Raw genomic sequence first — 20,833 nt, forward strand, 5'->3', positions numbered from 1 at the left:
TTCCCCACGAGATGACCTCGGGATCCGTGAGGAGAACAGCTATGTACGCAGCGGTTCGGCGGTACGAAGGGGTGGTCGATCCTGCCGAGGTGGGACGCCGGGTGAGCCAGGGATTCGTGCCTCTCCTCCGGCAGGTCCCCGGGTTCGTGGCCTACTACTGGCTCGACGCCGGGGATGGGGTGATGGTGTCGACCAGCGTCTTCGAGGACCAGACCGGGGCCGAAGAATCGATCAAGAGGGCAGCGGACTTCGTACGGGACAACCTCGCGTCGCTGCTCCCCAACGCCCCTCAGGTCACGGCCGGCCGGGTTGTGGCTTCTGCGTAGCGACCTTCCGGAGTAGCACCGGATCCCCAGCCCCTGGCGCTGCGTCACAACGGCACCGGGGCATCGAAGTCGATCCCTCCGCAGGGCCTCACCGCTCCCGGAGGTCCACCACCCGGCGGATCTTGCCGACCGAGCGCTCCAGCGTCTCCGGGTCGACGACCTCCACCTCGACCGTGACGCCCACTCCGTCCTTGACGCTCCTGACGATCTCCTCGGCGGCTGCCGCGCGCCGCTCGGGCCCGGTGTCCGGCCGCGCCTCGACCCGGACCGTCATGTGGTCCAGCCGGCCGCGCCGGGACAGCCGCAGCTGGAAGTGCGGTGCCACGCCGGGCGTTCGCAGCGCGATCTCCTCGATCTGGCTCGGGAACACGTTGACCCCGCGCAGGATGATCATGTCGTCGCAGCGCGCGGTGATCTTCTCGATCCGGCGGAAGGCCGGACGTGCGGTGCCGGGCAGCAGCCGGGTCAGATCGCGGGTTCGGTAGCGGATGACCGGCAGCGCCTCCTTGGTGAGCGAGGTGAGGATCAGCTCGCCGCCCGTTCCGTCGGGCAGCACCCGGTCGGTGAGCGGGTCCACGATCTCGGGCAGGAAGTGGTCCTCCCACAGGTGCAGCCCGTCCTTGGTCTCCACGCACTCCTGTGCCACACCGGGACCGAGCGCCTCGGACAGCCCGTAGATGTCCACCGCGTGGATGCCCATCCGCTGCTCGATCTCGCGGCGCATCTCCTCGGTCCACGGCTCGGCGCCGAAGATGCCGGTCCGCAGCGAGGTGCCGCGCGGGTCGATGCCCTGGCGCTCGAACTCGTCCAGCAGGGTGAGCAGATACGACGGCGTGACCATGATGATCTCGGGTCGGAGGTCCTGGATCAGCTGGACCTGCCGGGCGGTCATGCCGCCGGAGGCGGGGATGACGGTGCAGCCGAGCCGCTCCGCCCCGTAGTGCGCGCCCAGTCCCCCGGTGAACAGCCCGTACCCGTAGGCGATGTGCACCCGGTGCCCGGACCGGCCGCCGGCGGCGCGGATGCAGCGGGCCACCAGGTCGGCCCAGAGCGAGAGGTCGTGCTCGGTGTAGCCGACCACGGTGGGCCGCCCGGTGGTCCCGCTGGAGGCGTGCAGCCGGCGGACCTCGGCCATCGGGACGGCGAACATCCCGAACGGGTAGGAGTCCCGCAGGTCCGCCTTGGTGGTGAAGGGGAACCGGGCGATGTCCTCCAGCGTGCGGCAGTCCTCGGGCTTGACCCCGGCCGCGTCGAACTTCCGCCGGTAGAGCTCGACATGGTCGTACGCGTGGCGCAGCGTGGCGCGCAGCTGGACGAGTTGGTGGGACCTGAGCTCCTCGCGGCTCATCCGCTCCCCGGCGTCGAGGAGTTCCACCGGGGTCGGCTCGCCGAGGCGCCGGCCGCCTCCGGTGCTTTCGGTCGGGGTGTGGCTCAACGGCGCGTCCTCTCCGATCGGCTGCCGTCGACCCTGCCGCGGGCCCGGCATGCCGACCGAACATTCGGTCATCGGCGGTGTGAAAGCCAGTAATCCAGCAGGTGATCCGGCTGTCAAGGGATCGCACCGATGTCCGCCCGCGCGTGTCCGGACGGTCACCGACCGGAGGCGACGGCCCGGAGGGCGCAGCGGTTCAGATCCGCCAGGAGCGGATGCGCCGGGCGGCGGTGAAGACGTCCGCGGTGCCCTCTGCCACGTCGCGGGCCAGTTCGACAAGGGCGCCGTACGGCGGGTCGATGCCCTCGTCGGCGGCGTGCATGTAGGCGGCGGTGGCCATGCAGGCGTAGAGGTTGTTGCGGACGGGCAGCGGCCGCAGCAGCACGATGGTGTGCATCAGGGCGGCCGCGCACCAGGCCGGATCGGCGTCATGGCCGAGCTGCACGGTGTTGACCCGGTGGCGGGCGACGGCGGCCTGCAGGGCGGAGTAGTCGCGCACGCTGAGGTCCTCGGGTGAGGCCAGCTCCTGGACGTCGAGCAGCCAGCGGATGTCGACCTGGAGCATCGTCAGGCGGCGGCCGGATCGGGGCGCGCACCGTCGCGGTGTTCGGCGTCGGGGGCGTCCTCGGGGAAGGCCGCGTCGAACTCCTCGACGTGGGCGTTCCAGAAGGCCACCGCGTGGCTGACGAAGGTGCGCCGCTTCTGCTCACGGACGCTCAGGTCGTGCACGTACGCCTTGACACTCTTGCCGTCCGCGGCGGCGGCCTCGCGGATCGCCGCGAGTTCGAGCTCCGTGTACTCAATACTGAGCGCTGGCATGCGGGGATGGTACCGGAGGGGCGCCGGCTCGCGGCACCCCTCCCGGTCACCCCTCAGCGTCCCGCCCCGGGCCGAGGGGGGTACCCCCGGCCGAAGGCTGGGGGCGGCCCGTCGGTGCCGGTTCCTTCGGCCCGGAGGTGAGTGGGCGAGCAACCGTCAGGGAGTGTCGACGGTCCGCAACTCGCCGTCCAGCTCCAGCCATCGGGTGATCCCGATCCCGCGCAGGAACGGCACGTCGTGGCTGGCCACGATCAGCGCGCCCTGGTAGCCGGCCAGCGCCTGGGTGAGCTGGCGGACGCTGGCCAGGTCGAGGCTGTTGGTCGGCTCGTCCAGCAGCAGCAGTTGCGGCGGCGGGTCGGCGAGCAGCAGGGCGGCCAGTGCGGCCCGGAAGCGCTCGCCGCCGGAGAGGGTGCCCGCGAGCTGTTCGGCCCGCGCGCCCCGGAACTGGAAACGGGCCAGTCGGGCCCGGATCGCGTTGTCGCCCGCCCCGGGCGCGTACGCCTTGACGTTCTCGGCCACCGAGCGGCCGTCGTCCAGCAGGTCGAGGCGCTGCGGCAGGTAGCGCACGGGCACCGGCACGCCGATCTCCCCGGCTGACGGGGCGAGTTCACCCGCGATGGTGCGCAGCAGGGTGGTCTTGCCCGCGCCGTTCCGGCCGACCAGCGCGATCCGCTCGGGCCCGCGCAGCTCCAGGTCGGCGTAGGCGCCGTACGGCAGCCGGACCCGGTCGAGGTGCAGCACGGTGCGGCCCGGCGGGACGAAGGTGCGCGGGAGGTCGATCCGGATCTCGGCGTCGTCCCGGACGGCTTCCTCCGCTGCGGTGAGCCGCTCCTTGGCCTCGGCGAGGCGGTCGGTGTGCATGCCCTTCACCCGCCCGGCCGTCTCCTCGGCCTGTCGTTTGAACTTGCCGGCGAAGATCTTCGGGTCGTTGCGCTGCACCGAGCGCTTCTTGCCGTAACTGGCGCTGCGGGCGAGCTTGGTACGGGCCTCGATCAGGTCGCGCTGCTGCCGCTGGACGTCGGCCTCGGCGACCCGTACCAGCCGCTCGGCGGTCTCCTGCTGGGCGGCCACGGTGCGCTCGTAGGCGGCGAAGTTGCCCCCGTACCAGGTGACCGTGCCGTCGCGCAGCTCGGCGATCTGGTCGACGTGATGGAGCAGTTCGCGGTCGTGGCTGACGATGACCATGACCCCGGGCCAGCTCTCGACGGCCTGGTAGAGCAGTGAACGGGCGTGCCGGTCAAGGTTGTTGGTCGGCTCGTCCAGCAGCAGTACGTCCGGGCGGCGCAGCAGCAGCGCGGCCAGCTGCAGCAGCACCGCCTCGCCGCCGGAGAGTTCGCCGGTGGTGCGGTCGAGGTCAAGGCGTCCGAGGCCGAGCTTGTCGAGGGTGGCGCGGGCACGCTCCTCGACGTCCCAGTCCTCGCCGATCGCGGTGAAGTGCCGCTCGTCGGTGTCGCCGGACTCGATGGCGTGCAGTGCCTCGCGGGCGGCCCGGATGCCGAGCGCCTCGTCCACGCGCTGCGCGGTGTCCAGGGTGAGGTCCTGGGGCAGATAGCCGAACTCGCCGCTGATGTGGACGGTGCCGGTGGCGGGGGTGAGTTCGCCGGCGATCAGGCGCAGCAGGGTGGACTTGCCCGCTCCGTTGAGCCCGATCAGGCCGGTGCGGCCGGGGCCGACGGCGAGGTGGAATCCGTCCAGGACGACGGTGCCGTCGGCCCACTCGAAGCCCAGGTCGGTGCAGAGGACGGCGGTGGTGGGATGTGCCATGGAGGCCTCCGGTGTGTTCGCTACGGGTGGGGAGCTACACGGGAGACACCGCGCGGTGCGGTCGCGAAGGGAAGGAGATCGCGAGGAGGCGCAGGAAAGGTGCCCGCCGCCGAGGTCGCACGCTCACGCCACGCACACATCTGAGTGCGTGGGGGCGATGTCTCGCAACCTCAGTAGAGCAACGGCCTTCTCCTCGTCTGGCGGCAACGGGATCAACGGTAGGGAGCCCGTCCCGAGCCCGCAAAGGGTTTTTCCGCTGCCGAAGAGGGTCCTTCGCCGCCGCCGATAGGATCGGGGGCATCATGAGCGCCACTCTCGTAGTCAACGACCTCTCCGCCGGCCACGGCGACCGCACCCTGTTCTCCGGCCTGGACCTGGTCGTCGCCCCCGGCGACGTGGTCGGCCTGGTCGGGGTCAACGGCGCGGGCAAGTCCACCCTGCTGCGGACGCTGGCCGGTCTCTCCACCCCCGAGCGCGGCACCGTCAGGCTGAGCCCGCCGACCGCCAACGTCGGCCACCTGCCGCAGGAGCCGGAGCGCCGCGCTGGTGAGTCGGTCCGCGACTTCCTGGCCCGCCGTACCGGCGTGGCCGCGGCGCAGGCCGCACTGGACGAGGCCACCGAGGGCCTGGTCGAGGGCCGTCCGGGCGCGGACGACGCGTACGCGGCCGGTCTGGACCGCTGGCTGGACCTGGGCGGCGCCGACCTGGAGGAGCGCTCGGAGGAGATCGCCGGCTCGCTGGGCCTGAAGGTGAGCCTGGACGCGCCGATGACCGGACTCTCCGGCGGCCAGGCCGCCCGCGCGGGCCTGGCTTCGCTGCTGCTCTCCCGCTACGACGTGTTCCTGCTGGACGAGCCCACCAACGACCTGGACCTGGACGGCCTGGAGCGCCTGGAGTCCTTCGTCAAGGGCCTGCGCGCGGGCACCCTGCTGGTCAGCCACGACCGCGAGTTCCTGGCCCGCACGGTCACCCGGGTGCTGGAGCTGGACCTGCACCAGCAGCAGGTCAACCTCTACGGCGGCGGCTACGAGGCCTACCTGGAGGAGCGCGAGGTGGCCCGCCGCCACGCCCGCGAGCAGTTCGAGGACTACGCGGACACCAGGGCGGGCCTGGAGGCGCGGGCCCGGATGCAGCGGAACTGGATGGAGCACGGCGTCCGCAACGCCCGCCGCAAGGGCGGCGACAACGACAAGATGGGCCGCGCGATGCGGCAGGAGTCGACCGAGAAGCAGGCCGCCAAGGCCCGGCAGACCCAGCGCATGATCGAGCGCCTGGAGGTGGTCGAGGAGCCGCGCAAGGAGTGGGAGCTGCGGATGGAGATCGCCACCGCGCCGCGCTCCGGCTCGGTGGTCGCCACCCTGCGCGCGGCTTCGGTCGAGCGCGGGGACTTCGTCTTCGGGCCGGTGGACCTGCAGATCGACTGGGCCGACCGGGTCGCGATCACCGGCGCCAACGGCGCGGGCAAGTCCACGCTGCTGGCCGCGCTGCTCGGGCGACTCGAACTGGACGGCGGCAGCGCCTCGTTGGGCTCGGGCGTGGTGGTCGGCGAGGTGGACCAGGCGCGCGGCCTGTTCCTCGGCGCGCACCCGCTGGCGGAGGCGTTCGCGGCGGCGGTGCCCGAGCTCTCGCCGGAGGAGGTCCGCACCCTGCTGGCCAAGTTCGGTCTGAAGGCGGCCCATGTGCTGCGCCCGGCCGACACCCTCTCCCCCGGCGAGCGGACCCGGGCGGCGCTCGCCCTGCTCCAGGCCCGCGGGGTCAACCTGCTGGTCCTGGACGAGCCCACCAACCACCTGGACCTCCCTGCCATCGAGCAGTTGGAGTCCGCCCTCGCCTCGTACACCGGCACCCTGCTGCTGGTGACCCACGACCGGCGGATGCTCGACACCGTTTCGGTCAACCGCCGCATCGAGGTCACCGCGGGCCGGGTCCGGGAGCACTGAGACCGCGGCGCCGCGCCGGAAGGGCCGGGCCGCGCGTGCGGCGGCTGCTCGTGCTGCCGCCGCCCTGCGGCCCGCCCTTCCGCCGGGCCGCGTCATGTGCTGTGCTGGGCGACATGGTTGACAGTGCATCGACAGCAGCCGGACATCCGACGGTTCCGCTCCGCCCCACGACGGTGCCCGCCGACGAGGCCGCAGCCCGCTGCAGGGCCTTCCACGACGTGATGTCGCAGCGCCGGACCGTCCGCGACTACTCCACCCGCCCGATCCCCGACGACGTGATCGAGTGGGCGGTCCGTACCGCCGCCACCGCACCCAGCGGTGCGCACGTCCAGCCCTGGCGGTTCGTGGTGATCACCGACCCGGAGCGCAAGCGGCGCCTGCGCGAGGCCGCCGAGGCGGAGGAGCGCGAGTTCTACGGGCACCGCGCCTCCGAGGAGTGGCTCGAAGCCCTCCGGCCGATCGGAACGGACTGGCGCAAGCCGTTCCTGGAGGACGCCCCCGCCGTGATCGTGGTCTTCGAGGTGCACAAGGGCCCGCAGTCGCCGCGCCCGTACTACACCAAGGAGTCGGTCGGCATCGCCGTCGGCCTGCTGCTCACCGCCCTGCACCAGGCCGGCCTCGCCACCCTCACCCACACGCCCAGCCCGATGCGCTTCCTCAACGAGGTGTGCGAACGCCCGGCCGAGGAGCGTGCCGCGTACGTCATCCCGGTCGGCTACCCGGCGGACGGCGCACGGGTGCCGGACCTGCGCCGGAAGGACCTCGACCAGGTCCTGATCCGCCTCTGACCCGGCCGGCCGCCGCCCGTCGCAGCCCACCACCGCCCGCGCCGCGAGTGCCGCTCGCACCCTCCGCGCCGCCGCGCTGCCGCCGCAACGGTCCGCAACCGGCCCGCACCGGTCGCCCACGCGCCCCCGAGAGCTGACATGCCCCCAGAAAACCGCTGTTCGGCGCCGATACCGGAGGGAAATAATCCGGTCATGAGTCAAAGCACCAACGAGCTCGCCGCCGTCACCGAGGGGCGCCCGCCCGAGCTGATCCCGCTGCCGGGCGGGTTCTCACTGCGCCGCCGTACGGTGGCGGACGCCCCCGAGCTGAACGCCGCCGTGACAGCCAGCCTCGACCACCTGCGGCCGTGGATGGAATGGGCAGGGGAGACGCCGAGCCTGGACCACACCCGGGAGATGACCCGGGCCGGGGTGGACGCCTGGCAGGCGGGCAGCGACTTCATGTACCTGCTCGGCGCGGACGACCGACCGGGCAGCGTGGTCGGCGCCTTCGGCCTGCACGGGCGGATCGGCCCGGGCGCGCTGGAGATCGGCTACTGGGTCGCCGTCGACCACGTCGGCCACGGCCTGGCGACCGCCGCGGCCCGCGCGCTGACCGAGGCCGCGCTCGCCCTGCCGGGCGTCGGCCGGGTGGAGATCCACTGCGACGAGGGCAACCTGGCCAGCGCCGCCGTCCCGCGCAAGCTCGGCTACCGGCTGGACCGGGTGGACGACTTCGCGCCCACCGCACCCGCCGAGACCGGGCGCAGGCTGATCTGGATCACGGAGCGGCCCACCGCCTGAACGCTCACCGGTGCGCCGTGGGCCGCAGGGAGCTCCACGGCTTCCCGCGGCCCACAACGGCACATCCGGACCGGGCTGTTCAGTACCTGCCGCCGACCGGCGCCGCCATCGCGTCGAGCTCGGCCAGGTCGGCCGCACCGAGCCGCACGTCCGCCGCGGCGGCGTTGTCCGCCAGGTACTTGGGCGTCTTGGTACCCGGGATCGGGATCACGTACCGCCCCTGCGCCAGCACCCAGGCGAGCGCCACCTGTGCCGGGGTGGCACCGACCCTGGCGGCGATCTCCTTGACCTTCTCCACCAGAGCCAGGTTGGCCTGCAGCGCCTCGGCCTGGAAGCGCGGCAGGGTCGAGCGCCAGTCGTCGGCCGCCAGGTCGCTCGCCGAGGTGATCCGGCCGGTCAGGAAGCCCCGGCCGAGCGGCGAGAACGGCAGGAAGGCGATCCCCTGCTCCTCGGTGTACGGGAGCACCTCGGCGAGCGAGTCCCTGGTCCAGAGCGAGAGTTCGTTCTGCACCGAGGCCACCGGGTGCACCGCCTGCGCCCGCTTGATCTGCTCGAGCGTCACCTCGGACAGGCCGATCCACCGGGCCTTGCCCGCCGCGACCACCTCGGCGAGCGCGCCCCAGGTCTCCTCGATCGGGACCGCCGGGTCCACCCGGTGCAGCTGGTACAGGTCGACGTGGTCGGTGCCGAGCCGGCGCAGGCTGTCGTCGATCGCCTTGCGCACGTGCTCGGGACGCCCGTCGTTCGCCGTCCGGACGTCGCCCGTCCCGGGCACCAGGCCGACCTTGGTGGCCAGCACCGCCCGCTCCCGGTAGGGGCCGGCCAGCGCCCGGCCGACCAGTCCTTCGTTGGTGTAGGGACCGTAGATGTCCGAGGTGTCGATCAGCGTGACCCCGAGGTCCAGTGCCTCCCGCACCACCCCGAGCGACACCTCGTCGTCCCGCCCGCTCGGGTCGTACGCCCAGGTCATGCCCATGCAGCCGAGCCCGATCACGCCGACCTCGGGTCCGGTGCTTCCCAGCGTCGTGTTGCGCATGTCTCTCTCCTCCAGACCGTTCCGGGAGTACGTGGTCTCCGGAAGTACCTGACCGACTCTGCCCCTTGGAGCGCACTCCAGGTCAAGCCTCCACACCCGACCCCACGTACCGGGCCGCCGCACTCCGGGCCGATGGAACGAGAACCTCGGCCGGGCAGGACTTCCGACCGGTCGTCGGATCGTCGGTGCCCGTTGACCATCGCATGATCGACGGGGAGCCGCATGCCGCGGGCGCGGGGCTCCGGATCGCCACCGAAGCCCGCGCCCGCGGCTGCGAGGCCACCGGCCTGCGCACCCTCATCGACAACCGGGCTCAGCCGGCGGGCGGTTCATTCCTCACGCGACAGCGTCCAGCAGTCCGGGTCGGCCGGCGCCGGAGCGCACTACCGACTGCGGACCGCGTTCTCGCCCACCGCGCAGGCCCCGCCGCGGACCCCAAGTACGCCGCAAAACCCGGCGGAACGCTTGACGCACACAGTTGGTCTAGTCCATTTTGATGGGCAGGGCGGGCCCACCCGCCGTCTTCAGGACCACCCCAACAGCCGACCGCCGGCCGCTCCCCCATGCCCCCGCGCCCGGCGTCCTCGGCGTGTCCCGAAAGGCAGCCCCGCATGCCACGCGCTCTCAACCGCCCCACCAGCACGCCCTCCCGGCGCACCGGACGGGCAGCCAAGCCCCTGCCGATCGGCTGCGCCGCCGCGCTCGCCGCCGGCGCGCTGACCGCACTGGGCGTCAACGCCAGCGCGGCGGACGGGAACCTGCTCGCCGACCCCGGTTTCGAGAGCGGTTCGCTCGGCCCGTGGAGCTGTTCCGCCGGCACCGGGTCGGTGGTCAACTCCGGCACACACGGCGGCTCGTACGCCCTCCAGGGCGCCGCGAGCGGCAGCGACACCGCCCAGTGCGGGCAGAGCGTCAGCGTCCGGCCGAACACCACGTACTCGCTGAGCACCTGGGTCCGGGGCCAGTACGTCTACCTCGGCGCGACCGGATCCGGCGTCACCGACCCGGCCGTCTGGACGCCCGGCGGCAGCTCCTGGCAGCAGCTGAGCACCAGCTTCACCACCGGCCCTAGCACCACCAGCGTCACCGTCTACCTGCACGGCTGGTACGGCCAGGACGCCTACTTCGCCGACGACGTGGTGCTCGCCGGACCGGGCGGCACGCCACCGCCCACCTCCCCGCCGCCGAGCAGCACCTCGCCCTCGCCCTCGCCGAGCTCCAGCCGGACCGCACCCCCGCCGCCGAACGTCGCGGTCCCGGTGGCCCCGTACGTGGACATGGGCGCCTGGCCGACCCCCTCGCTGGGGGACATGGCGGCCAAGGGCGACCTCAAGTCCTTCACCCTGGCGTTCATCACCGCGCCGGCCGGCTGCAAGGCGTCCTGGTTCAACGCCTATGATCCGCGCAGCGGTTGGGCCAAGGACCAGATCGACGCCGTCCGCGCGGCCGGCGGTGACGTCAAGGTCTCCTTCGGCGGCGCCTCCGGCACCGAACTAGCCCAGGCCTGCTCGACGGTGGACTCGCTCTTCACCGAGTACGACGCCGTGGTGAACGCCTACAGCCTGAGGTACGTGGACTTCGACATCGAGGGCACCGCCGTGGTCGACACGGCCGCCAACGACCGCCGTTCGGCCGCGCTGGCCAGGCTCCAGCACGCCCACCCCGGCCTGAAGGTCTCGCTCACCCTGCCGGTGCTGCCGGAGGGGCTGACCGCCGACGGCCTCGCCGTGGTCAGGTCCGCCCGCGACGCCGGGGTCGACCTGGACCTGGTGAACGTGATGGCGATGGACTACAACCGGCCGAGCACCGACTACGGCGCCGACGCCGTCCAGGCCGCGCAGTCCACCCACGACCAGCTCGCGGCGCTCTACCCGGCCAGCACCGACGCCCGGCTCTGGGCGATGACCGGGGTCACCCCGATGCTCGGCGAGAACGACGACCACGGCGTCTTCAACCAGGCCGCCGCCGGCCGGCTGGTCGCCTTCGCCCAGCAGCACCACCTCGGAGTGCTGGCCTTCTGGGAGATGACCCGGGACGCCGCCGCCTGCACCGGCCCGCTCTTCAAGTGCACCAACATCCCGCAGTCGCCGTACGAGTTCTCGAAGACCTTCGCCCAGTACGCCGGCTGACGCACCCCCGGCTCCCGCTCCCGGGTGACCTCCGGGGGCGGCGGGCCCGGCCGGAATCCCGTTGCCGGGCCGGTGAGCGGTCCCCCGGTCCTCGCCTTCAGCCCCTGACACGTGACCGGCGCCGGGCGAGGCATTTCACCGCGACCGGACAGCAGCGCACACCGTCCGCCAGGACTACGATCTTTCAATGACGGACACCACTGACAGAGCAGCAGAACTCGCCGACCTGGCAGCCCGCTTCCCTCGACTGCACGCGCCGCAGCGCTGGGCCTGGGGCGGCATCGACGCCCGGTTCTCCGCCGAGCTGCCACCGGACGCGCTGATCACCAACATCCATCTGGTGGGATTCTCGGGCGACGGGGTGGTGCTCTGCCGCGACGCGCGCGGGCACTGGTTCCTGCCGGGTGGCACCCGGGAGGAGGCGGAGAGCATCGAGTCGTGCCTGGCAAGGGAGTTGCGCGAGGAGGCCGGGGCGCGGCTGGCCGGAGCGCCGGTGTGGATCGGTGCGCACCGGTGTGTGACGGACCGGCCGGTGCCGTACCGGCCGTGGCAGCCGCACCCGGAGAAGGCCTGGCTCTGGGGCTGGGCCGAGGTGACGGTGGACTCCGCCCCGACCAACCCGGAGGACGGTGAACAGGTCGTCGAGGTCCGCGCGGTGGCGCCGGAGGAGGCCCGCCGGCTGCTCACCCAGGGCCGGGAGGCTTGGTGGGGTGAGCTCGTCGATCTCGCGGTCGAGTCCCGCGCGCGGGCCGACTGACCTGCCGCGCGGAGCAGTCGGCCGGCCGGCCCCGGCCGCCACGCCGAGTCCCGCCCCGGCCGGCCGGCTTACCGCAGAAGGCAGTCGGCCGGCCGGCCCCGGCCGGTCACAGCCGCCACCAGGCGGCCAGCCCGAGCAGGCCGATCAGCAGGCACACGCCGAAGTTGACCACCCGGTGGGCGAGGAAGACGGCGGCGAACTCGCGGATGGTCGCGCTGGGCCAGTAGTACGCGGCGGTGTGCGAGCCCACGACGTGGCCGTTGACCCCGGTGCTGCGGGCCAGCAGCGCGGCCCGGAAGGCGTGGAAGTTGTTGGTCACGATGACGCACCGGTAGCCGGGCCTGGCCTGCTCCATGATCGCCCTGCTGTACGTCAGGTTCTCCTCGGTGGTCCGGGAGCGGTCCTCGCGGACTATCCGGTCGGCCGGGAAGCCGCGCTCCGTCAGGTAGTCGGCCATCGCCTCGGCCTCGGACAGGTGCTCGTCGGGCCCCTGGCCGCCCGAGGTGATCAGTATCGGCACCTGCCCGCGCGCGACCTGCCGCTCGTACACGGCGCGGCCGTGCTCCAGCCGGCTGGCCAGCAGCGGCGAGACACGGGAGCCGCCGATCAGCCCGGAGCCGAGCACCACCACGAAGTCCGCCTTCCCGGCCGCCGTCAGCCGGCCGTAGCGGCCGTAGAGGAAGGCGTAGCCGACGAAGCAGACGAACAGGAACGCGACGTAGCCGGTCACCAGCAGCAGGGTGCCGACCAGTACCGCCAGCGTGCGGGAGTGGGTGAACGCGGCCTGCACCATCAGCCCGACGAGGCCGAGGATGCCCAGACCCACCAGCAGCGACAGCAGGTTGGGCAGGCTCCGGCCCTCCTTGCGCAGCATCGTCCGGCCGTTGAGGATCAGCAGGACGGCGAGCACCAGGGTGCCCAGCGTGGGGACCAGCAGGATCGCCGCGGCCAGCAGCGCGACCGCCACCGGCGGGAGCCGGTCGTGCGCGCCGATCACCGCGACGGAGAGTGAGATGACGAGCAGGCCGAGGTGGACGGCGTTGCCGAACCGGCGGCGGTCCCGCAGTACACCGACGACGAAGAGCAGCAGGAACAGACCGGGCACCGCATAGACGAACATGTCGCCACTGTAGGTGCGGTATCCGGCGCCCCGATGAGACCGCAGGAGGATTCGTAACCATCCTGCGGCGGTAGCCCGGTGACAGCCGGTCAGCTGTCACCGGGCTACCGCGGAAGGGTCAGCGCCTGCCGGAGTCGCCGCCGGTCAGACCGGCCCGGCGCAGTGCGTCGGCCATCGCGCTGTTGGCGATCGGGGCCGGTCCCCCGCCTCGGCGGTCGCCGCCGCGGCGCTCGCCCTCACGCCGGTCACTCACTCCGCGCCGCTCCTGGCGCGGCGGACGCGGGCCGCGGTCGCGCCGCCCCTCCCCGCCGGAGCCGCCGGCGCCCGGGCCGACCTCGTCGTCCAGCCGGAGGGTGAGGCCGATCCGCTTGCGCTGGACGTCCACCGAGGTGACCCGGACCCGGACGATGTCGCCGGGCTTGACCACCTCGCGCGGGTCCTTGACGAAGTTCCGTGACAGCGCCGAGACATGGACCAGGCCGTCCTGGTGCACGCCCACGTCCACGAACGCGCCGAACGCGGCGACGTTGGTGACCACACCCTCCAGCACCATGCCGACCTCCAGGTCGCCGATCTTGTCGACGCCCTCCTTGAAGACGGCGGTGCGGAAGGCCGGGCGCGGGTCGCGACCCGGCTTGTCCAGCTCGGCGAGGATGTCGGTGACGGTCGGCACACCGAAGGTCTCGTCGGCGAAGTCGGCCGGGCGCAGGGTGCGCAGCCGTTCGCTGTTGCCGATCAGCTCGCCCAGCGCCCCGCCGGCCTGGGCGAGGATCCGGCGGACCACCGGGTACGCCTCGGGGTGCACGCTGGAGGCGTCCAGCGGGTCGTCGCCGCCGGGGATGCGCAGGAAGCCGGCGCACTGCTCGAAGGCCTTCGGCCCGAGCCTGGCCACGCCCTTGAGGTCCTTGCGGGTGCGGAACGGGCCGTTGGCGTCGCGGTGGGCGACGATGTTGTCGGCGAGGGTGGCGGTGACGCCCGAGACCCGGGTGAGCAGCGGGGCGGAGGCGGTGTTGACGTCCACGCCGACGGCGTTGACGCAGTCCTCGACCACGGCGTCCAGCGAGCGGGAGAGCTTCACCTCGCTGAGGTCGTGCTGGTACTGGCCGACGCCGATCGACTTGGGGTCGATCTTGACCAGTTCGGCCAGCGGGTCCTGGAGCCGGCGGGCGATGGAGACCGCGCCCCGGATGGAGACGTCCAGGTCGGGCAGTTCCTGGGAGGCGAACGCGGAGGCCGAGTACACCGAGGCGCCGGCCTCGGAGACCATCGCCTTGGTGAGGTTCAGCTCGGGATGGCGCTTGATCAGGTCGTCGGCGAGCTTGTCGGTCTCCCGGGAGGCGGTGCCGTTGCCGATGGCGACCAGATCCACCGAGTGCTTCTTCGCCAGCTCGGCGAGGGTGGCCAGGGCGGCGTCCCACTTGTTGGCGGGCTGGTGCGGGTAGATGGTGCTGTGCGCGACGACCTTGCCGGTGGCGTCCACCACGGCGACCTTCACACCGGTGCGGAAGCCGGGGTCCAGGCCCATCGTGGCGCGGGTGCCGGCGGGGGCGGCGAGCAGCAGGTCGCGCAGGTTGGCGGCGAAGACCCGGACCGCCTCGTCCTCGGCCTCCTGGCGCAGCCGGGTGCGCAGGTCGATGCCGAGCCGGACCAGGATGCGGGTGCGCCAGGCCCAGCGGACGGTGTCGGTGAGCCACTTGTCGGCGGGGCGGCCCCGGTCGGCGATGCCGAAGCGGGCGGCGATCCGCTGCTCGTAGTCGCTCATCCCGGGCAGGTCGGTGCTCTCCTCGCCGTCCAGGGGCGAGAGTTCGAGGTCGAGGATCTCCTCCTTCTCACCGCGCAGCATGGCCAGGATGCGGTGCGAGGGGAGCTTGGTGTAGGGCTCGGCGAAGTCGAAGTAGTCGGCGAACTTGGCGCCTTCCTGCTCCTTGCCCTCGCGGACGGTGGCGACCAGCCGGCCGCGGGTCCACATCCGCTCGCGCAGGCCGCCCACCAGGTCGGCGTCCTCGCCGAAGCGCTCCACCAGGATGGCGCGGGCGCCCTCCAGCGCGGCGGCATGGTCGGCGACGGACTCGCACAGGTAGCCGGCGGCCACCGCCTGGGGGTCCTGGCCGGGGTCGGCGAGCAGGGTCTCGGCGAGCGGTTCGAGCCCGGCCTCGCGGGCGATCTGCGCCTTGGTCCGCCGCTTGGGCTTGTACGGCAGGTAGATGTCCTCCAGCCGTGCCTTGGAATCGGCCGCGAGGATCCGGGCGCGCAGGGTGTCGTCCAGCTTGCCCTGGGCCTCGATGGAGTCCAGGACGGCGGTGCGCCGCTCCTCCAACTCGCGCAGGTAGCGCAGCCGCTCCTCCAGGGTGCGCAGCTGGGCGTCGTCGAGCGAACCGGTGGCTTCCTTGCGGTAGCGGGCGACGAAGGGGACGGTGGCTCCGCCGTCGAGCAGGTCGACGGCCGCCTTCACCTGCCCTTCGCGGACGCCCAGTTCTTCGGCGATCTTGCGTTCGACTGGCATGGTCACGAAGCCGGCCACCTTCTCCTGGTTCAGAGTTGAGCGTTCCGCACCGGTGGTCTCACACGGCGTGCGGACGTCCTGCGGTTCGCCCTGCATTCTGGCAGGTACCCCCGCCCGGAGGGCGGTGCGGGCGTGTCCTTCGAGCGGCGTGGCGCGTTGTGCTGACGGTCGGTGACACGCAACCGAACGGTGATCATCCGACCTGATCCTTCTGATATGAGATAGATCACACAGCACCTTCTCGTGGAGGCGATGGTGGCTCAGGCCCCGACACCGGTCACCCAGTGGGGCATGCCCCAGGCGGGTCCGTTCCGCTGGACCAGACCGGAAACCTGGCCGCGCGAGGCGCTCGCCCTGGCCGGCTACTGGCTCGCCAGCCGCATGGTCATGATCGGGATGCTCAAGTCGGGCAAGGCCGAACAGGCCATCGAGGTCCACCGGACCTACCACGGCTGGTTCCAGGTCCTCCAGACCGGCACCTTCCCCGTCGGAGACGTCACCTGGCAGTACCCGCCCGGTGCCGCGCTGGCGATGCTCGCCCCCGGCCTGCTGCCCTTCCTGACCTACCTCCAGGCGTTCGCGCTGCTGATGCTCGCCACCGACGCGGTCACCCAGGCCGCCCTGGTCCGGGTCTCGCTGCGCCGCAACGGCGGTGTGCACCGCGGCCGTTCCACCGCCGGGGCGTGGATGTGGGCGATGGCGCTGCCGCTGATGCTCGGCCTGCCCTACGGCCGGTACGACCTGCCGGTCACCGCCCTCGCGATGGCCGCACTGCTGCTGCTGCCCAGCCGCCCGAGGATGGGCGGAGCGCTCGCCGGGATCGCCACCATGGTCAAGGTCTGGCCCGCGCTGGTGGTGCTCGGTGCGCCGCGCGGCCGCGGCAGCCGACAGGCCTGGGCGGCGATGTGCGCCTCGGCCGCCGCGCTGCTGCTGGTGCTGGCCACGCTCTTCCACGGCGCGTTCGACTTCCTCACCGCCCAGAAGGGGCGCGGCGTGGAGATCGAGTCGCTGGGCGGCAGCCTGCTCCAGGTGGCCCGTGTCCTCGGCTGGCCCGGTGACGTCGACCAGCACTACGGCTCGCTGGAGTTCCTCGGCCCGTACGTCCACACCGTTGCCCGGGCCTCGCTGCTGCTCACCGCGCTCGCCTTCGGCTGGCTGCTGCTCTGGCGCTTCCGCGCGCAGCGCTGGAGTGCCGCCACGCCGTACGACGCGGCGCTCACCGCGGTGCTGCTGTTCACCGTGACCAGCCGGGTGATCAGCCCGCAGTACCTGATCTGGCTGATCGGGCTCGCGGCGGTCTGCCTCACCCAGCGCGGCTCCAGCCAGCGGCCGGTCGCGCTGCTGGTCCTGCTCGCGACCGCGGTCACCACCGTCGACTACCCGCTCTTCTTCGACGCGCTGATCAGCGGCGGTTGGAAGGGCACCGTGGTCATCATGGTGCGCAACGGTCTGCTGCTGGCCGCCTCGCTCTCGTCCGCCGCCCGCCTCTGGCGTGCCACCGTCTCCCCGGCGGCCGCGCGGCAGCCGGCTCCGCAGCTGCGCCGCGGGCCCATCCGGGTGGCCTGACCGAGGAACGCCCAGGGGTTCGGGAAGCCCGTACGGCTTCCCGTGCCCCTGGGCGACCGGGGTTTCCCCGCCCGCGCCGCGCTGCCCCGCCTTCGCTCTCCGCCTGCCCGATCCCGTAATCACCCAGGTGTATACACCACGCGTATACACCTGGTGTATGGTCCTGCCATGGCAATCGGACAGGCATTTCTCGGGCTCCTGGAAGCCGGGCCCAGACACGGTTACGACCTCAAGCGCGCCTACGACCAGCGCTTCGGCCAGGGCCGCCCGCTCGCGTACGGGCAGGTGTACGCGACCCTCTCGCGACTGCTGAAGAACGGGCTGGTCGAGGTCGACGGCACCGAGCCGGGCGACGGCCCCGAGCGCAAGCGGTACGCGATCACCGCCGCCGGGGTGACCGACATGGCCGAGTGGCTCGGCCGCCCCGAGAAGCCCGAGCCGTACCTGCAGAGCGCCCTCTACACCAAGGTGGTGCTCGCGCTGCTCACCGGCCGCCCGGCCGCCGAGATCCTGGACGTCCAGCGCGCCGAGCACCTGCGGCTGATGCGCGAACTCACCCGCCGCAAGGTCGGCGGCGACCTCGCCGACCAACTGGTCTGCGACCACGCCCTGTTCCACCTGGAGGCCGACCTGCGCTGGCTGGAGCTCACCGCCGCGCGGCTCGACCAGCTGGCCGAGGAGGTCCGCCGATGACCGGCATACCGACGAACGGAACCTCCGACCTTTCCACGCCCCCGCCGCTGCTCTCCGCCCTCGACCTGCACAAGTCCTTCGGCCCCACCAAGGCCCTGGTCGGCGCCGAGATGCACGTCCGGGCCGGTGAGATGGTCGCCGTGATGGGCCCCTCCGGCTCCGGCAAGTCCACCATGCTGCACTGCCTGGCCGGGATCGTCCCGCCGGACTCCGGTGAGGTCCGCTACGACGGGCGGCTGCTGACCGGGATGAGCGACGCCGAGCGCAGTGCGCTGCGCCGCGGCGAGTTCGGCTTCGTCTTCCAGTTCGGCCAGCTGGTACCGGAGTTGAGCTGCCTGGAGAACGTCGCCCTGCCGCTGCGGCTGGCCGGCATGCGGCGCGGCGAGGCCGAACGGCGGGCCGCCGAGTGGATGGCCCGTCTGGAGGTCGACGACCTGAGCCGCAAGCGTCCCGGCGAGGTCTCCGGCGGGCAGGGCCAGCGGGTGGCGGTCGCGCGCTCGCTGGTCACCGGCCCTCGGGTGATCTTCGCCGACGAGCCGACCGGCGCCCTGGACTCGCTCAACGGCGAGCGGGTGATGCAGCTGTTCACCGCCGCCGCCAAGGAGTCCGGCGCGGCCGTGGTGCTGGTGACGCACGAGCCCCGGGTCGCGGCCTACTCGGACCGCGAGGTGATCGTCCGGGACGGCCGGGCGCTGAACGCGGAGCGGATCGGATGAGCCCGACCACCGCCGACCTGACCGGCGGCCCCGGTCCGACCGGGAGCACCGACCCCAACGCACCCGACCGGAAGGGGACTTCGGCCCGCACCCCGGTCCCGGCCCGCGGGCCGCTCCGGGTCTGGGCCGCCGACCTGCTTTTCGGCGGCCGGCTGGCGCTGAGCGGCGGCCGCCAGGGCTGGCTTCGCACCGCGATGACCGCCTTCGGGGTCGGTCTCGGCGTCGCCCTGCTGCTGGTCGCGACCTCGATCCCGGACGCCCTCCAGGCCCGCCACGACCGGAGCTACGCCCGGCTCGACTTCGACCGGGCGGACAAGCCCGCCGCGGACACCCTGGTCCTCTACACCGTCTCCACCAAGTTCCGCGGCGAGGACATCACCGGCCGCCTGCTCCAGCCCGACGGCCCCGGGGCCCCGCTGCCGCCCGGCCTCGGCACCATCCCGCGGCCCGGTGAGATGGTCGTCTCACCCGCGCTGCGCGGGCTGCTGGAGGCCCCCGGCAGCGCACTGCTGCGCGAACGCCTCCCACAGCGGATCATCGGCACCATCGGCGACGCGGGACTGATCGGCCCGGCCGAGTACTACTACTACGCGGGCACCGACCGGCTCGATCCCGCGGGCGGGGTGGGCCACCGGATCAGCTCCTTCGGGAGCCGGCCCGAGACCGAGCCGATGAGTCCGATCCTGGTGCTACTGGTGATCATCAGCTTCGTGGTGCTGCTGCTGCCGGTCGCCGTGTTCGTGGCCGCGGCCGTCCGGTTCGGCAGCGAGCGCCGCGACCGCCGGCTGGCGGCACTGCGGCTGGTCGGCGCGGACACCCGGATGATCCGGCGGATCGCCGCCGGGGAGGCCGCGTTCGGGGCGCTGATCGGTGTGCTGGCCGGTGCGGTGATGTTCCTCTTCGGCCGTCAACTCGTGCGCGGCATCGCACTGTTCGACATCAGCCTGTTCCCGGCCGACCTCCGGCCCAGCCCGCTGCTGGCCGCGCTCACCGTACTGGCCGTCCCGGCGGCCGCCATCGCGGTCACCCTGCTCGCCATGCGCGGCGTGGTGGTGGAGCCGCTCGGCGTGTTCCGGCAGGCCCAGGCGCCGCGCCGGCGGGTCTGGTGGCGGCTGCTGCCGCCGGTCGCCGGTGTCGCCCTGCTGACCCCGCTGTTCAGCGGCTCGGGCACCCGACAGGGCTTCAACGAGTACCAGGTGGCCGGCGGCGTGGTGCTGGTCCTGGTCGGCGTCGCCGCGCTGCTGCCGTGGCTGATCGAGTCCGTGGTGGCCCGGCTGCACGGCGGACCGGTTGCCTGGCAGCTGGCGGTCCGCCGGCTCCAGCTGGACAGCGGCACCTCGGCCCGGGTGGTCAGCGGCATCGCCGTCGCGGCGGCCGGGGCGATCTCGCTGCAGATGCTGTTCAGCGGGGTCGAGGGCGACTTCCGCCGGAGCACCGGCCGCGATCTGAGCAAGGCCCAGGCCTTTGTGACGGTCTCGGCCGGCCAGGGCCGGCTCGTCCCGACCGAGTTCGACCGGCGGCTGCGCGCCACCCCGGGGGTCACCGGCGCCCACTCCCTGCTGGAGCTCAACGTCGCCACCGGCGGCGACGCCCCCGAGCAACTCACCACCCGGTCGTTCTCCGTCGGCTCGTGCGAGGCGCTGCAGAGCCTCGCCGAGGTCGGTGACTGCCGCGACGGCGACGCCTTCTCGGTCGACAGCACCGACGAGCAGTCCGCCAAGGCGACCGGGTTCGCGCCGGGCCGACGGGTCGAGGTGGGCTACGACTTCGGCTCCGAGCCGCACGCACCCCGCCCGAACTGGACCCTGCCGGCCTCGATCCGCCCGATCACTCCGCGACTGGATTCGGTGCTCGGGATGCGCTCCGGGTTCCTGCTCACGCCCGGCGCCGCCAAGGACATACCACTGCTCAGAGCCCGGATCTCCGGCTACGTCAAGGTGGACGAGGGCGACCCGGACGCCTACGACCGGCTGCGCAACTCCGTCGCCGCGGTGGACCCGACCGGCACAGTGTTCCAGTTCAAGTCGGTCGACGAGAACCGCCGGTTCGCCGAGATCAGGCGCGCACTGTTCGCCGGGGTCACCGCCACCCTGCTGCTGATCGGCGCGAGCATGCTGGTCGGCACGGTCGAGCAGCTGCGCGAGCGGCGCAGGCTGCTGGCGGTGCTGATCGCCTTCGGTACCCGGCGCGGCACGCTCTGCGCCTCGGTGCTCTGGCAGACGGCCGTGCCCGTGGTGCTCGGCATCGCGCTGGCGGTCCTCACCGGGATCGGCCTGGGCACGGCCCTGCTGAGCATGGTCGACCACCCGGTGAGCCCGGACTGGGGCTCGGTCCTCGGTCTCGGCCTGATCGGCGCCTCGGTGGTCCTGCTGGTCACGGCGGCCAGCCTGCCGTCCCTGTGGCGGATGATGCGCGCCGAGGGCCTGCGCACGGAGTGACCCGTACGGCACGCAGGAGCGGT

The 20,833-nt window shown here is 72.7% G+C and carries 17 protein-coding genes; 10 read left to right on the forward strand and 7 right to left on the reverse strand.

The annotated features are described in order from the left end of the window. Positions 1–41: 41 nt before the first annotated feature. Positions 42–326, forward strand: coding sequence for a hypothetical protein (locus ACWDAK_RS18060; protein WP_344635624.1), 285 nt, complete (start codon positions 42–44; stop codon positions 324–326). Positions 327–414: 88 nt separating this feature from the next. On the opposite strand, the gene paaK is transcribed toward ACWDAK_RS18060, so the two are convergent. The 4 genes from paaK to ACWDAK_RS18080 all read right to left on the reverse strand — a co-directional run bounded on the left by paaK (position 415) and on the right by ACWDAK_RS18080 (position 4,341). Then, entirely contained in the window at positions 415–1,674 is a 1,260-nt protein-coding gene (gene paaK, locus ACWDAK_RS18065; protein ID WP_344635722.1) for a phenylacetate--CoA ligase PaaK, read from the reverse strand. 280 nt (positions 1,675–1,954) lie between these two features. Further along, complete coding sequence (locus ACWDAK_RS18070; RefSeq protein ID WP_344635625.1) at positions 1,955–2,323, reverse strand: toxin Doc; 369 nt, start codon at positions 2,321–2,323, stop codon at positions 1,955–1,957. Positions 2,324–2,325: 2 nt separating this feature from the next. Then, positions 2,326–2,577: a hypothetical protein gene (locus ACWDAK_RS18075; RefSeq protein ID WP_344635626.1), complete on the reverse strand. Its 252-nt coding sequence runs from the start codon at positions 2,575–2,577 to the stop codon at positions 2,326–2,328. Between the two features lie 156 nt (positions 2,578–2,733). Further along, the gene (locus tag ACWDAK_RS18080; protein WP_427393009.1) at positions 2,734–4,341 is read right to left on the reverse strand and encodes an ABC-F family ATP-binding cassette domain-containing protein; all 1,608 of its coding nucleotides are present in this window, start codon (positions 4,339–4,341) and stop codon (positions 2,734–2,736) included. A 302-nt stretch (positions 4,342–4,643) separates the two neighbouring features. Here ACWDAK_RS18080 and ACWDAK_RS18085 point away from each other — a divergent pair, with 302 nt between their 5' ends. The 3 genes from ACWDAK_RS18085 (at position 4,644) to ACWDAK_RS18095 (ending at position 7,852) form a co-directional block, all read left to right on the forward strand. Then, the gene (locus ACWDAK_RS18085) at positions 4,644–6,281 is read left to right on the forward strand and encodes an ABC-F family ATP-binding cassette domain-containing protein (RefSeq protein WP_344635628.1); all 1,638 of its coding nucleotides are present in this window, start codon (positions 4,644–4,646) and stop codon (positions 6,279–6,281) included. Positions 6,282–6,394: 113 nt separating this feature from the next. Continuing rightward, a complete protein-coding gene (locus ACWDAK_RS18090; RefSeq protein WP_344635629.1) occupies positions 6,395–7,069 on the forward strand; it encodes a nitroreductase family protein in 675 nt (224 codons plus the stop codon). Positions 7,070–7,261: 192 nt separating this feature from the next. Then, positions 7,262–7,852: a GNAT family N-acetyltransferase gene (locus ACWDAK_RS18095; RefSeq protein ID WP_427393008.1), complete on the forward strand. Its 591-nt coding sequence runs from the start codon at positions 7,262–7,264 to the stop codon at positions 7,850–7,852. 79 nt (positions 7,853–7,931) lie between these two features. Here the strand turns inward: ACWDAK_RS18095 and ACWDAK_RS18100 are convergent, their stop codons facing one another. Further along, on the reverse strand, positions 7,932–8,888 hold the full coding sequence (locus ACWDAK_RS18100) for an aldo/keto reductase (protein ID WP_344635631.1): 957 nt from the start codon (positions 8,886–8,888) through the stop codon (positions 7,932–7,934). A gap of 611 nt (positions 8,889–9,499) precedes the next feature. On the opposite strand from ACWDAK_RS18100, the gene ACWDAK_RS18105 reads away from it, so the two are divergent. Both ACWDAK_RS18105 and ACWDAK_RS18110 read left to right on the forward strand, forming a co-directional pair. Then, positions 9,500–11,017 carry a carbohydrate binding domain-containing protein gene (locus ACWDAK_RS18105; protein ID WP_427393007.1) on the forward strand — a complete coding sequence of 506 codons (1,518 nt, stop codon included), beginning with the start codon at positions 9,500–9,502 and terminating at the stop codon, positions 11,015–11,017. A 187-nt stretch (positions 11,018–11,204) separates the two neighbouring features. Beyond that, complete coding sequence (locus ACWDAK_RS18110; RefSeq protein WP_344635633.1) at positions 11,205–11,774, forward strand: NUDIX domain-containing protein; 570 nt, start codon at positions 11,205–11,207, stop codon at positions 11,772–11,774. 106 nt (positions 11,775–11,880) lie between these two features. On the opposite strand, the gene ACWDAK_RS18115 is transcribed toward ACWDAK_RS18110, so the two are convergent. Both ACWDAK_RS18115 and ACWDAK_RS18120 read right to left on the reverse strand, forming a co-directional pair. Continuing rightward, entirely contained in the window at positions 11,881–12,894 is a 1,014-nt protein-coding gene (locus ACWDAK_RS18115; protein ID WP_427393006.1) for a YdcF family protein, read from the reverse strand. A 118-nt stretch (positions 12,895–13,012) separates the two neighbouring features. Continuing rightward, entirely contained in the window at positions 13,013–15,397 is a 2,385-nt protein-coding gene (locus ACWDAK_RS18120) for a Tex family protein (RefSeq protein WP_344635723.1), read from the reverse strand. A 252-nt stretch (positions 15,398–15,649) separates the two neighbouring features. On the opposite strand from ACWDAK_RS18120, the gene ACWDAK_RS18125 reads away from it, so the two are divergent. The 4 genes from ACWDAK_RS18125 (at position 15,650) to ACWDAK_RS18140 (ending at position 20,810) form a co-directional block, all read left to right on the forward strand. Next, positions 15,650–16,963 (forward strand): glycosyltransferase family 87 protein, encoded by a 1,314-nt coding sequence (locus tag ACWDAK_RS18125; RefSeq protein ID WP_344635635.1) that lies wholly within the window; start codon positions 15,650–15,652, stop codon positions 16,961–16,963. A 168-nt stretch (positions 16,964–17,131) separates the two neighbouring features. Further along, positions 17,132–17,656: a PadR family transcriptional regulator gene (locus ACWDAK_RS18130; protein WP_344635636.1), complete on the forward strand. Its 525-nt coding sequence runs from the start codon at positions 17,132–17,134 to the stop codon at positions 17,654–17,656. Continuing rightward, positions 17,653–18,372: an ABC transporter ATP-binding protein gene (locus tag ACWDAK_RS18135; RefSeq protein ID WP_344635637.1), complete on the forward strand. Its 720-nt coding sequence runs from the start codon at positions 17,653–17,655 to the stop codon at positions 18,370–18,372. The genes ACWDAK_RS18130 and ACWDAK_RS18135 overlap by 4 nt, the downstream gene beginning before the upstream one ends. Beyond that, complete coding sequence (locus ACWDAK_RS18140; RefSeq protein ID WP_344635638.1) at positions 18,369–20,810, forward strand: FtsX-like permease family protein; 2,442 nt, start codon at positions 18,369–18,371, stop codon at positions 20,808–20,810. Before ACWDAK_RS18135 ends, ACWDAK_RS18140 begins: the two co-directional genes overlap by 4 nt. Positions 20,811–20,833 lie beyond the last annotated feature (23 nt).

Source organism: Kitasatospora sp. NPDC001175 (genome assembly GCF_053598215.1).